The organism is Ruegeria sp. F12 (genome assembly GCF_056533885.1).
The window spans coordinates 12,024-24,545 of sequence record NZ_JBQFOV010000019.1; the positions used below are offsets into that span (position 1 = coordinate 12,024).

The following is a 12,522-nucleotide window of genomic DNA, read 5'->3' on the forward strand; positions in this document are numbered from 1 at the left end:
CGGTGAGTCATGCAGTGATCGTCAGCCCAGCCTCCTCACAGACTTCGACAATGTGTTCGTAACCCTTCTTCGAATACTCGTAGGGTGGCGCTTTGGCGGGGTCCTGTTCGGCCTCAACCACGATCCAGCCGCGGTAATCCATCGTCTTCAGCGCGTTTGCGACGGCTTGGAAGTCGATGCAGCCATCACCGGGCACGGTGAAGGCGCCGGCAATGACGGCATCCAGAAAGCTGCCATTGTTCTCGCGCGTTTCCTGCACGACCTGCGGGCGGATATCCTTGAAATGCACGTGATGCACCCGGTCGCCCCAACGGTTCAGAGTGGCCAGCACATCGCCACCCCCGAACAGCAGGTGACCGGTGTCAAAGCACAGCTTCACCTCGGGGCCCGACCCTTCCATCAGCCAGTTCACGTCATCTTCGCTTTCGATGATCGTGCCCATGTGATGGTGATAGGCCATTGGCATACCCTGATCCGCCATCCACTTGGCCAATTCGGTGATCTTGGCGGCGTAGGCCAGAACCTCATCCTTCGACAATTTCGGGCGGTCGTTCACCGGCGTTCCGATCTGACCCTGAACGGTGTTCGAGCATTCGGCGTATACGATACAGGGGCTGTTCAGCGCCACGAATTGTTCGACCTGTTCGCGCACGGCCTCGCGTTCGGTGGCAAAATCATTCACCAGCGACGCGCCCGAGCACCAACCACCGCAAAGCGCAATGTCATTCGCCTCAAGATAAGCGCGCAGACCTTCGGTATCGCCGGGCATCCGCTGGCCGCGTTCGACGCCGGTATAGCCAATCTCACGCGACTCCTTCAGCGCCTGCTCCATGGTGTACGCGGCCGTCAGATCCGGCAGATCATCATTCTGCCACGCGATCGGAGAGATTCCGATTTTCACGCTCATTTGGTATTTCTTTCCTTGATCGCCAACTCGTAAGCCGCGCGTTTTTCGTTCACTTCAGGGCGGATGCTGACTTCGGGCACCGCCACTTCCCACCACGTGCCACCATATTCGGTCGAGGGGTAGGGATCGGTGTCGATGACAACCACATACGGCCCCTTGATATCGGCGCGTTTGGCAAGCGCGTCCTCGAGCTCGGCAATCGAGCCGGCCTTGACCGAAGTCGCCCCCATCGCTGCCGCATGAGCCGCAAAGTCGATACTGGACGGGTTCTCATGCACCGCGTGGTCCAACAGGTTGTTAAACTCGGCTCCACCGGTGCCCATCTGCAGGCGGTTGATGCAGCCAAAGCCCCGGTTGTCGGTGATCACCACGGTGAAGGACACGCCCATCATCGCGGCCGAGGCCATCTCGGAATTGGCCATCATATAGGTGCCGTCGCCGGTAAAGCAGATCACGTCGCGCTCGGGCTCGGCCATCTTGATGCCCATGGCGCCCGCGATCTCGTACCCCATGCAGCTGAAGCCGTATTCCATGTGATATGCGCCAGGGCGCGGGGCTTTCCATAGTTTGTGCAGTTCACCCGGCATGGTCCCGGCCGCGCACATCACCACCGTATCGTTATGCGAGGCGCGCTGGACTGCGCCCACCACCTGCATATCCGTCGGCAGAGCATTCCCGTCGCCGGGCGCGTCCGTGAGCTTGTCGACCTTACCGTACCAATCCGCCTTGAGCGTGTCCGAAACAGGATCGGCGCGATAGCCTTGAAGGGCAGCGCCCAGCTCGGTCAATCCGACTCGCGCGTCCGATTGCAACGGCATCGCGCTGTGTTTCTCAGCGTCATAGGCGTTGGTGTTCAGACACACCATCTCGCGATCCGGGTTCGAGAACAGGCCCCATGATCCGGTGGTGAAATCCTGCAACCGCGTCCCTACTGCCAAAACCAGATCAGCTTCGGCGCAGACCTCATTGGCCGGTTCGCCCCCGGTCACGCCAACGGGGCCCAGGTTCAACGGATGGTCCCAGGCCAACGCGGACTTGCCCGCCTGCGTTTCGGTGACGGGAATGTTGTGCATTTCAGCAAAGCTTTGCAACGCTTCTGTCGCATCCGAATAGTGCACGCCGCCCCCGGCGATGATCACCGGCCGTTTGGCCGCCTTGAGCGCCGCCGCCGCGCGGGCCAGCTCACCTTCATCCGGGCGGATGCGGCGCTGATACCAGACTCGGGGCTCAAAGAAGCTTTCGGGATAGTCATAGGCTTCGGCCTGCACATCCTGACAGAAGGAGAGTGTGACCGGCCCGCAATCGGCGGGGTCCGTCATGGTGCGGAAGGCGCGCGGCAGGGCGGTCAGCAGGTGTTCAGGCCGAGTGATGCGGTCGAAATAGCGGCTGACCGGGCGGAAGCAGTCGTTGGCGCTGACTGTACCGTCGCTGAAATTCTCGGGCTGTTGCAGAACAGGATCGGGCCCGCGCGTCGCAAACACATCACCCGGCAACAGCAAGACCGGCAGCCGGTTCACATAGGCCAGCGCCGCCGCCGTCACCATATTCGTGGCTCCCGGCCCGATCGAGGACGTCACCGCCATCGTCTGCGTCCGCCGCTTTTGCTTGGCATAGGCAATCGCGCAATGGGCCATGGTCTGCTCGTTGTGGCCGCGATAGGTGGGCAAGCTGTCTTTGACGGCATGCAGCGCCTCGCCCAGCCCAGCCACATTCCCATGGCCAAAGATGGCCCAGACGCCTGCGATAAACGGTTCTCCAGCCTCGTTCATCTGCGCGCCAAGATAGCGGACCAGAGCCTGCGCCGCGGTCAGTCGGATTGTCTTGCTCATTCGTGTTTCCTTTGAACACAAGGCCCTTATGGGCGATCCGTTGAATTTCAGTTTTACCAATATGCGTGACGGGTCCGTGTCAGACGGTCCCGCCCAGCGACCCTTCCAGTTCGGCCAGTTCCTGTCCACCGGCCATGAGATCCTGCAACTCTTCGGGCGAGATTGCACCGCGTTTAGCAGTACCAAGCGTCTGTCCCCTGTTCAGCACAGTGAACCTGTCGCCAACCGCCAAGGCATGGCGCACGTTATGGCTGATGAAAACAACGCCGACGCCCTGACTGCGCACCTTGTCGATCGTGGCCAAAACATTCGAGGTCTGGCGCACCCCAAGGGCCGAGGTCGGTTCGTCCAAAATCAGAATCTTCGCGCCGAAATGCACCGCACGGGCGATGGCAACCGTCTGGCGTTCCCCCCCTGACAAGGTGCCGACCGCCTGATCAGGCCCACGCAGGTTGATGCCCATCTTACGCATCTCCTCCATAGTGATCTCATCGGCCAGTTTTTTGTCGAAGAAGTTGATGCCTGCGACTTTCTTCGTCGGTTCATTGCCCATGAAGAAGTTTCGGCTGACGCTCATCAAAGGGATCATCGCAAGATGCTGATGCACCGTCGCAATCCCCGCCGCAATCGCATCGCGCGGGTCTTCGAAATGCATCGGCCTGTCTTCGAAAAAGATCTCACCCGCCGTTGGTTTATGCACCCCTGACATGGTCTTGATGAAGGTCGATTTGCCTGCACCGTTGTCGCCCAGCAGGCAATGACACTCGCCCGGTTTAAGATCAAAGCTGACCCCGGCCAGAGCGATCACCGAGCCAAAGTGTTTCTGGATATCGACCATCCGAATGATTGGAGCCTGCGCCTGCGCATCGCCGTGATGGAACTTGGTATCTTCGGTCATCTCAGCGTTCTCCTGTGATGATGCGGCGGATATAGGTGTTCAGGATCACCGCACCCAGCAAGATCACACCCAAGAACACCCGGAAGAGTGAGCTTTCGACTCCCGCAAAGAACAGCCCCTGCTGCACCACGCCAAAGATCAGCGCGCCCAGTGCCGCACCCAAAACCGAACCATAACCTCCGGTCAGCAGCGCACCGCCAATGACCACAGCAATGATCGCCTCAAACTCTTTCAGCAGGCCGCGATCCGCCCCGGCTGATCCGAACTCCATCACCTGACAGGTGGCGAAAACCGTGGCGCAAAAGGCGGTGAACATGAACATCAGAATCTTGACCCGGTTCACCGGTACACCAGAATTCCGCGCCGCCTCGGCATCGCCGCCCGCAGCAAAAATCCAATTGCCGAACTTTGTCTTGGTCAGAAGGATGTGACCAAAAAGGATGATTGCAAGCGCCCAAATGATCAGCATCGGAATGCCGTCGACCACAGGCTGACCGGCGCGTGTGCCGCGCTCGAAGGTCTCGATAATGCCCGCATCACCCAACCAGACGAACAGACCCTGCCCGACCTTGCCACCAAAGACTGCAGCCAGCCAGTCGCCTTCGGCCACGTCGCGAATGCCACCTATGATGGTTTTACGCTCGATGGTTTGGGGCAAGTAGATGGTGAAGCCGCGCAGAATAAAAAGAAAGGCCAGCGTTACGATAAAGCTGGGCAATCCGGTGCGCACAACGATGTAGCCGTTCACCGCACCGATAAAGATGCATAGCGCGAAGGTCACAATGATCGCCATCCAGACCGGCCAACTGAGCGTGACCGAGAAGATTGCGATCATCATCCCCGCGAACCCGATCATCGAGCCTACGGACAGGTCAAACTCACCTGCAATCATTAGTAGGCAGGCGCCCACGGCAATGATCATGAATTGAGCCGAGACAATTGACCAGTTCATTACGCCCTGCGCGTTGAACATCCCACTGTCAAAGGCGAATAGCAGGAAGAATGTGAACACGGCGACGGTGCCGACCATGCCACCCAGTTCTGGACGGATCAGGGCACGACGCAACGGCGAGATCTCTTTGATCCGTTCGTCACCGCCCATTGCGGATTGCGCTGATTCAGCCATAGGTGCCTCCCCTCGCGCTCTATAGAATGCTTAGATTTTGCTAGGGTGCGGACGCAGCAACCGCGTCCGCACCGAAATTGAAGATCAGCGGTATTCGCCCGCGAACTCTTCGATTTTACCTAGACCGTCTGCGGTCACGAAACCGGGGCCCGAGTTGATGTTGTTACCCGGCAGAACGCCATAGCGGTGGTAGTTGGCCATCACAACAACCGGCAGATAGGCCTGAAGGAAAGGCTGCTGGTCGATGCCCCACTGGATCACACCGCTTTTGATACCTTTCACGATCTCACCACCCAGATCGAAGGTACCGAAATAGATGTCACCGGCCATGCCGTTCTCTTCCAGCGCCAGAATGGTCGGATCAGCCGAGGTCGGCCCCAGCGTCAGCACGGCATCCGTATCGGGGTTGGCCGAAAGATAAGCCAGAACGCGGTTCTTGATCTCGGCCGGGTCCTGACCAGCGTCGATCATCTGCTCACCCAGTTCGATCCCCAGACCGTCGGCAAAACCCTGACACCGCTCCTGGCTGGAGGGCTGTACGATATAATGGTTCACACATAGGAACGAGCCGATACCGTCGCCCTTGGCGCGCAGACCGGCGGCGTAGCCTGCGTCATATTCAGGCTGGCCGACATACATCAACGCACCCACTTCCCGCGCCTTTTCCGGCGTGCCGGTGTTCATGATGATAACGTCGATGCCCGAATCCACGGCGGCTTTGATCGGGCCTTCCAGAATGTCAGGGTCCGCCAGCGTCGTGATAATCCCGTTCGGACCCGAAGCAGCGGCCTGATCAATGATCCGCGCCATGTCGGCCAAGTCACCGGTAGGCGGATTGCGATATTCAACCTCGACACCCATCTGCTCGCCCGCCAGAGCGATCCCGTTCTTGATGGTGTTCCACCAGCTGTCACTGTCCGGAGCGTGGCTGACCAGAATGTACTTCTCGCCCTCGGCCGCAGCGCCAGTGACGCCCGCGAACGCAACGGCGCTGGCCATCAGCACGCCCTTTACAAACTTCTTCATTTCCATTCCTCCCAATAGAACAGTCAATCTGTGTGCCGGGTTTGCCCGGCCATTCGGTTAAACCGAATCTCCTCTGCCCCGGTTCGGCACCGGGCTTTCCTCAGTTTGAGGATATCCGGCAATTTTGCAACCGGTTTCAAAACACATCCTCCAAAGCGACCGGTTGCCCGGTTTTTGCCGAGCGGGTCGCAGCCTCGGCCATTGCCAAGGCGGTCACGCCATCCTCCAACGTGACGGGCATCGCCATGCCGGTTTGCACCGCGCCGACAAACGCATCCCATTCGGCCCGGTAGGCTGGCATGTAGCGCTCCAGGAAAAAATACGTTGGCTTTGCTCCAACCACGCCATCGACCGTGGATTTGACGACCGTGTTTTCCAGAACGTTATGGGCCTGAAGCAACCCAGCGGCCCCAAGCAATTCAACCCGCTGATCATAACCATAGGCTGCACGCCGCGAATTCTTGATCACCGCGATGGCACCATTGGCGTAAGTCATTGTGGTTACAGCGGTATCCACGTCTCCAACAGCCCCGATTTCGGGATCCACAACCGAGGATCCAACCGCAGAAATCGTGATCGGCGCCTGCCCCATCAGGTAATTCGCCATATCGAAATCATGGATCATCATGTCCCGAAACAACCCGCCAGAGGTTTTGACATAGCTGACGGGCGGCGGGGCTGGATCGAAAGAGGTGATCGATAATAACTCGGCCTTGCCGATATCTCCGCTGGTGTAAGCCTGCTTCAAAGACGCGAAACTGGGATCGAAGCGGCGATTGAACCCGACCATCACGGGCTGGCCCGTTGCGGCCGCGACCTGTTGGCAGGAAATTGCCCGTTTCAGGTCCAGATCAACCGGTTTCTCGCACAAAACCGCCTTTCCGGCACGGGTCGCCGCTTCGATCAGGTCCGAATGGGTGTCCGTCGGTGACGCGATCAGCACCGCATCAATCGCCGGGTCATTGATCACCGCCTCGGAGGTGCATGCCTGCGCCCCATATGCGCTTGCCAGAGCTTCGGCGGCCTCGGCCACAGCGTCAGACACGGCGCTCAACTTGGATTGCGCATGCCCGGCTACAGCCTCAGCATGAACACGGCCAATCCGTCCCGCGCCAATCAATCCGACGTTCAGCATGAGGGTTCCTCGAATCCTTACTCCAAGCCACAGTGTTGGTTTTTGCAACCGGTTGCAAGAATTTTTTTGCTGTTGCGTATTCCAGTGTCAGCACCCGGTTCGACCGACAGAGGATTTTTCTTGAGTTTCATGATAAGATGCAGCCCTGTTTGCGAGTTCCGGGGGGTGTTGCAATGGTTGAATATGGAATTGCCACGGGTACGGTTGGCGGTTCTGTCGGCGGTGGCGGTGGCTACCGCGGCGGAGGTGGTGGCGGAGGGTCGAATATCTCGTACTGGGTCGGATATTTCGAACAGAACCCCGAGATCATGATCGCCGCACTTGTCGGCATCTTTCTGGTCGCGCGGTATGTTCTGGCGCGGTGATCGCGCGATGCTCGGGCCTGTCGGGCCAAACCGGTGAGAAATGGCGATCCCTGAAGGACTCGAACCCTCAACCTGCTGATTAGAAGTCAGCTGCTCTATCCAGTTGAGCTAAGGGACCGCTGCGCCCTTCTTGCGGTTTTTATGCGCGGGGTTCAAGGGCCAAGCGCATGAAGGCACTGTTTGGGTCTTCGGAGTAACCAAAGATCGGGCCGCAATAGGAATAGCCCAGCGTCTCGTACAGCTTACGCGCCGCGTCATAATCGGACAAATGGGCTGCCCCGGTTTCCAGAACCAGTGCCTGCATCCCTTCAGACCGCGCGACATCCGCCAGATGCGCCATCATGGCGCGCGCCAGACCCCGGCCGCGCGCCGCTGCGACGACATGCACGGATTTAACTTCGGCCGTGCCATCCGGCAACGCCTTGAGCGCACCACAGCCGATGGCCTGTTCGGCGTCGAACATCGCCCAGAACCGGATACCAGGCCCCGCAAGACCGCTGGCATCCATCGTATGATTGCTTTCCGCCGGTCCCGCGGTTTCACTATGGGCAGAATGCGCCTCGATCACCGGGCGCAGCGCCTCCGATGTTGGGTCAGCTTCGCGGATGTCGATCAATTCAGTGCGTCCAGGGTGCGCGCCGGTTGGTGGCGAAATTTTCACCATAGCCGCCTGCTCGAACGTTGGGTTTGCGCTTATGCGGTTCGCTGACCTGCACTTCAATTCCATGGTCCTTGGCGTAGTCCAACGCCTCTTCCTTGGTGTCGAATTTCAGGCGCACCTGAGTTTGCGTGTCGCTGGAGGACGTCCAACCCATCAACGGATCAACCTCACGCGACGAAGCAGGGGCATATTCCAGAACCCACTTGCGGGTTTTGGCCATCCCCGAGGTCATCGCATTTCGCGAAGGCTGGTAAATCCGTGCGCGCATGTCGCCTCTCCGTACTCACTTGGCTGGGCATGTTTATGCGCCAGAGCTGCTGCGCGGACAAGTCCGTAAATGTCGCAATTTGGTGTGATTGAAATGGCCTCTTGAACAAGAACAAAAACAGATCAAAATCAGGCCCGAAAGGAATCTCCCCTTATGGCCTATGCACATTCCGACAAGACCCAGCTGACTTCCGAAGACGTTCGCGCTCGCCTGAAACTGGAAGGCGGCAAGGCGTTTGTCATGCATACCGATTTTTCCCCCGCAGGGGATCAGCCAACGGCCATCACGGAACTGGCAGGCGGCGTTCAGGACGGCGAGCGGGATCAGGTTCTGCTGGGCGCGACCGGCACGGGCAAGACCTTCACTATGGCCAAGGTGATCGAAGAAACCCAGCGTCCCGCCATCATCCTTGCGCCCAACAAGACGCTGGCCGCGCAGCTCTATGGTGAGTTCAAAGGCTTCTTCCCCGAAAACTCGGTCGAGTATTTCGTCAGCTACTATGACTACTACCAGCCCGAGGCCTATGTGCCGCGCAGCGACACCTACATAGAAAAAGAATCCCAGATCAACGAACAGATCGACCGGATGCGCCACTCGGCCACCCGCGCGTTGTTGGAGCGTGATGATGTGATCATCGTGGCGTCGGTGTCTTGTATCTACGGCATCGGCTCAGTCGAAACCTACGGGGCGATGACGCAAGACCTGAAAGTCGGCAGCGAATATGACCAGCGGCAGGTGATGGCAGATCTGGTGGCACAGCAATACCGCCGCAACGACCAGGCGTTTCAGCGTGGGTCCTTTCGGGTTCGCGGGGACAGCTTGGAGATCTGGCCTGCCCACCTTGAGGACCGTGCGTGGAAGCTGTCATTCTTCGGTGAAGAATTGGAACAAATCACCGAGTTTGATCCTCTGACCGGTGAGAAAACTGATACGATGGAGCAGATCCGGGTCTACGCAAACTCGCACTACGTGACGCCGAAGCCCACGATGCAGCAGGCGATCATCGGCATCAAAAAAGAGTTGCGCATCCGGCTGGACCAACTGGTCGGCGAAGGCAAATTGCTGGAAGCCCAGCGACTGGAACAGCGTACCAATTTCGATCTGGAAATGCTTGAGGCGACCGGCGTCTGCAACGGGATCGAGAACTACTCGCGCTATCTAACCGGCCGTGCGCCGGGCGAACCGCCCCCGACCCTGTTCGAATTCATCCCCGACAACGCCATCGTGTTTGCCGACGAATCTCACGTGTCTGTCCCGCAGATCGGCGGCATGTACCGGGGCGACTATCGTCGTAAATTCACACTGGCCGAACACGGGTTCCGCCTGCCGTCCTGCATGGACAACCGCCCCCTGAAGTTCGAAGAATGGGACGCCATGCGCCCACAATCCGTCTTTGTTTCAGCCACCCCGGCGGCGTGGGAGCTGGACCAATCGGGTGGCGTTTTCACCGAACAGGTCATCCGCCCTACCGGCCTGCTGGACCCCGAGGTCGAAATCCGCCCCGTTTCGATGCAAGTGGACGACCTGCTGGATGAGGTGCGCAAGGTGGCCGCCGATGGCTTCCGCACGTTGGTCACGACCCTGACCAAACGCATGGCCGAAGACCTGACCGAATACCTGCACGAACAGGGCATCAAGGTGCGCTACATGCACTCGGATATCGACACGATCGAACGGATCGAAATCCTGCGCGACCTGCGGCTGGGCGCGTTTGACGTGCTGGTCGGCATAAACCTGCTGCGCGAGGGGCTCGACATTCCCGAATGCGGGCTAGTCGCCATTCTGGACGCCGACAAAGAAGGGTTCCTGCGGTCCGAGACCTCTCTGGTCCAGACCATCGGCCGCGCCGCGCGGAATGCCGAGGGCCGGGTTATCATGTATGCCGACAAGATCACCGGTTCCATGGAACGCGCGTTGAACGAGACCAACCGCCGCCGCGCCAAGCAGATCGCCTATAACGAGGAACACGGGATCACCCCCGAGACGGTGAAAAAGAATGTCGAGGACGTTCTGGCCGGGTTGTATGAGGGCGACGTCGACATGAACCGCGTCACCGCCACCATCGACAAACCGATGCACGGCGCCAACCTTGAGGCCCATCTGGACGGGTTGCGCGAACAGATGCGCAAAGCCGCCGAGAACCTTGAATTCGAAGAGGCCGCCAATATTCGGGATGAGATCAAACGTCTGGAGGCGGTCGATCTGGCCGTCGCCGACGACCCCATGGCGCGCCAATGGGCGGTCGAGAAAGCATCCGAGGATGCGGTGAAATCGCGTGGTCGGTCAACGGCTGGACGTCCGGGGCAACGCGGTGGGAATGTGAAGCGACGGAAGCGTTAGACTGTTGGCGACGCAATACAAAGTTGCAGCACATGGCGTTGTTTGCTTCAGCCGCCTTGCCTAACCGCATTCCGTGGCTAGGTTCAAAGTATGCGAGCCGTTCTGATATCACTGATCCTTAGCACGCCTGCCTTTGCGTGGGATGCAACCGTTGGTCAAATTTGCACGCTTTCGCACGAGACTGACGCAGCGAAAATATTTCTCACCTACGACCCGTCTAAACCGCTTTATTCAATCACCGTGACCCAAACGAACTCTGTTTGGAAACAAGCCCCGTGGTTTGCAATGCGTTTTGAAGGCTCGTCACCGATCGAGATTTCTACATCGCACCATGTTCTTTCCAACGGCGCAACGTCTTTGACCGTCACGAATACAGGCTTCGGAAACGTGCTTGATGGGTTGGAGTACAACCAAATAGCCTACGCATTCACGCAGGATCATGTGGCCACATTCTCGCTGGTCGGCGCTGCTGACCCAGTGCGGGTTTTTCGCGAATGTGCGGGAGCTCAACTATCCTAAGTCATCCGGAACGCAACCATCCCTGACATAGATTTCACCGCGTTTTCACGGCAATGTGGACTAAGTGAGCAAATCTCAATCGGTTTGAACCCGAGCGAGTTTTTCTCGCTCACGTCAGCGTTCACCCCTTATCCCAATGGGCAATCACATCATACCCAACCGGTGTCGGCGGCCCTTCCATGAACTCGGCGAAATGGCCCCACAGTTCGGCCACTTTCGGGGCATTCGCGTTCGAGGTCGCCTCGCTCTCGACCACCGAAATCACATAGCCCGAGCCGTCTTCGTTCATCACATTGGTAAAGCTGTGCATGCCGGGCATGCTCATGATTTCTGACTTCAACGCGTTCATTTTCGCCGTCGCGGCCTCGCGCGTGCCTGGCTTCATTTTGAATTGAGTAATACGTGCAAACATGACTTTCCTCCCTCGTCTGGCGAAATTGCCGTAGGGCGCGATCAAAGAAATCTCGCCGCGCAGAAGGTAGCATGGCAGGCACAAATCTCGTATTGATACTTACGAATTCAGCACATTTTCAACTATGCGCCTTACCCGAGCATGCTGACTGACACTCCAAAGTTGCAACCCAGCGCATAGAACTGAGACGTTGCGGGGCTAGCGCGTAGGTTAAACGCCCAACTCCGCCCGTACCTTCTTGGTCAGCTTCGCCACCACCAGATCATAGGACGTCACGATATGCTCGCGCAGCGAGGCATCGCTCATCCCGCGTTCCTCATAGACCTGCAACCACTTCATCCCGCGTGAGGCCAGATAGGGCGCGGGGCGGATGCCGGGAACGTCGCTCAGGACCTCAAACGTCAGATCGGTGGCTTTAAAGGTGACGGCGTCGCGCCCTTCATGCCAGCCACAGATCGCAAACACCTTGCCGCCTACCTTCCACACATCCGCATTGCCCCATTGCACCACATGGGTTGTGGCTTTGAGGCTGGCGCAGAACGCGTTAAACGCATCTCGGGTCATCATCGCGGATTGAACTAGGGCCGCAGGAATTTGGCGCTGCCGACAGAGCGCTCGACCGGTTGCGCCAGTTGCGGGGCTTCGGCCGTGACCGGAACGGCAAGCTGCTGAGGCGTTTCGCAGGCAACACCATTCCCATCGGGGTCGTTACGCAAGTGATAGCCGAGCTCACCCGCATAATAGGGGCCGGGAATCACTTTCAACGCTGTCGGACATCCAGCCATGGCAATCAGATGCAGCACCGCCTCTTCCTGTTCGAAATCCGAGGTGCGCAAATAAACACTGAATCCAATCACGGCGGTTGTCACCGGCAGCATCAGGATCATCAGCAGGATACGTATCGGAGACAGCGCCCGCCTGCGCAGCGCCTCAGCCCGTCGGATGCGGGCCGGTGCATTCGGATCAGTAAGAAGTGGACGCCGCTCAGGCGCATGTGTTGACATAACAAAAGGCTAATACCGTTTTGTGGCAATAT

The 12,522-nt window shown here is 58.6% G+C and carries 14 protein-coding genes and 1 tRNA gene; 3 read left to right on the plus strand and 12 right to left on the minus strand.

Annotated elements, in window-relative coordinates:
- Positions 1 to 7: 7 nt before the first annotated feature.
- The 6 genes from iolE to iolG all read right to left on the minus strand — a co-directional run bounded on the left by iolE (position 8) and on the right by iolG (position 6,921).
- Positions 8 to 907, minus strand: a complete 900-nt coding sequence (gene iolE / locus ACR0CA_RS19160) for a myo-inosose-2 dehydratase (RefSeq protein ID WP_480505814.1) — start codon at positions 905 to 907, stop codon at positions 8 to 10.
- Positions 904 to 2,736, minus strand: coding sequence for a 3D-(3,5/4)-trihydroxycyclohexane-1,2-dione acylhydrolase (decyclizing) (gene iolD, locus ACR0CA_RS19165; protein ID WP_480505812.1), 1,833 nt, complete (start codon positions 2,734 to 2,736; stop codon positions 904 to 906). Before iolD ends, iolE begins: the two co-directional genes overlap by 4 nt.
- Positions 2,737 to 2,815: 79 nt before the next feature.
- The gene (locus ACR0CA_RS19170; protein WP_480900744.1) at positions 2,816 to 3,634 is read right to left on the minus strand and encodes an ATP-binding cassette domain-containing protein; all 819 of its coding nucleotides are present in this window, start codon (positions 3,632 to 3,634) and stop codon (positions 2,816 to 2,818) included.
- Position 3,635: 1 nt separating this feature from the next.
- Positions 3,636 to 4,760 carry an ABC transporter permease gene (locus tag ACR0CA_RS19175; RefSeq protein WP_170784759.1) on the minus strand — a complete coding sequence of 375 codons (1,125 nt, stop codon included), beginning with the start codon at positions 4,758 to 4,760 and terminating at the stop codon, positions 3,636 to 3,638.
- Between the two features lie 84 nt (positions 4,761 to 4,844).
- The gene (locus tag ACR0CA_RS19180; RefSeq protein ID WP_237215832.1) at positions 4,845 to 5,759 is read right to left on the minus strand and encodes a sugar ABC transporter substrate-binding protein; all 915 of its coding nucleotides are present in this window, start codon (positions 5,757 to 5,759) and stop codon (positions 4,845 to 4,847) included.
- 163 nt (positions 5,760 to 5,922) lie between these two features.
- Positions 5,923 to 6,921 (minus strand): inositol 2-dehydrogenase, encoded by a 999-nt coding sequence (gene iolG / locus ACR0CA_RS19185; RefSeq protein ID WP_480900747.1) that lies wholly within the window; start codon positions 6,919 to 6,921, stop codon positions 5,923 to 5,925.
- 173 nt (positions 6,922 to 7,094) lie between these two features.
- Between iolG and ACR0CA_RS19190 the strand changes: the two genes are divergently transcribed.
- Positions 7,095 to 7,286 carry a hypothetical protein gene (locus tag ACR0CA_RS19190; protein ID WP_170772373.1) on the plus strand — a complete coding sequence of 64 codons (192 nt, stop codon included), beginning with the start codon at positions 7,095 to 7,097 and terminating at the stop codon, positions 7,284 to 7,286.
- Positions 7,287 to 7,327: 41 nt separating this feature from the next.
- Here ACR0CA_RS19190 and ACR0CA_RS19195 read toward each other — a convergent pair.
- From ACR0CA_RS19195 to ACR0CA_RS19205, 3 genes are all read right to left on the minus strand, one after another.
- Positions 7,328 to 7,404 (minus strand) — tRNA-Arg (locus ACR0CA_RS19195).
- Positions 7,405 to 7,425: 21 nt separating this feature from the next.
- Complete coding sequence (locus ACR0CA_RS19200) at positions 7,426 to 7,902, minus strand: GNAT family N-acetyltransferase (protein ID WP_480900749.1); 477 nt, start codon at positions 7,900 to 7,902, stop codon at positions 7,426 to 7,428.
- A gap of 1 nt (position 7,903) precedes the next feature.
- Positions 7,904 to 8,215, minus strand: a complete 312-nt coding sequence (locus tag ACR0CA_RS19205; RefSeq protein WP_480505804.1) for an ETC complex I subunit — start codon at positions 8,213 to 8,215, stop codon at positions 7,904 to 7,906.
- Between the two features lie 153 nt (positions 8,216 to 8,368).
- Between ACR0CA_RS19205 and uvrB the strand changes: the two genes are divergently transcribed.
- The gene (gene uvrB / locus ACR0CA_RS19210; RefSeq protein ID WP_480900751.1) at positions 8,369 to 10,555 is read left to right on the plus strand and encodes an excinuclease ABC subunit UvrB; all 2,187 of its coding nucleotides are present in this window, start codon (positions 8,369 to 8,371) and stop codon (positions 10,553 to 10,555) included.
- 90 nt (positions 10,556 to 10,645) lie between these two features.
- Positions 10,646 to 11,074 (plus strand): hypothetical protein, encoded by a 429-nt coding sequence (locus tag ACR0CA_RS19215; protein WP_480505800.1) that lies wholly within the window; start codon positions 10,646 to 10,648, stop codon positions 11,072 to 11,074.
- A gap of 121 nt (positions 11,075 to 11,195) precedes the next feature.
- On the opposite strand, the gene ACR0CA_RS19220 is transcribed toward ACR0CA_RS19215, so the two are convergent.
- From ACR0CA_RS19220 to ACR0CA_RS19230, 3 genes are all read right to left on the minus strand, one after another.
- Positions 11,196 to 11,486, minus strand: a complete 291-nt coding sequence (locus tag ACR0CA_RS19220; RefSeq protein WP_170784767.1) for an antibiotic biosynthesis monooxygenase family protein — start codon at positions 11,484 to 11,486, stop codon at positions 11,196 to 11,198.
- Positions 11,487 to 11,696: 210 nt separating this feature from the next.
- Positions 11,697 to 12,050, minus strand: coding sequence for an MmcQ/YjbR family DNA-binding protein (locus ACR0CA_RS19225; RefSeq protein WP_170785470.1), 354 nt, complete (start codon positions 12,048 to 12,050; stop codon positions 11,697 to 11,699).
- A 14-nt stretch (positions 12,051 to 12,064) separates the two neighbouring features.
- Positions 12,065 to 12,490, minus strand: coding sequence for an excalibur calcium-binding domain-containing protein (locus ACR0CA_RS19230; RefSeq protein WP_237215804.1), 426 nt, complete (start codon positions 12,488 to 12,490; stop codon positions 12,065 to 12,067).
- Positions 12,491 to 12,522: the final 32 nt, after the last annotated feature.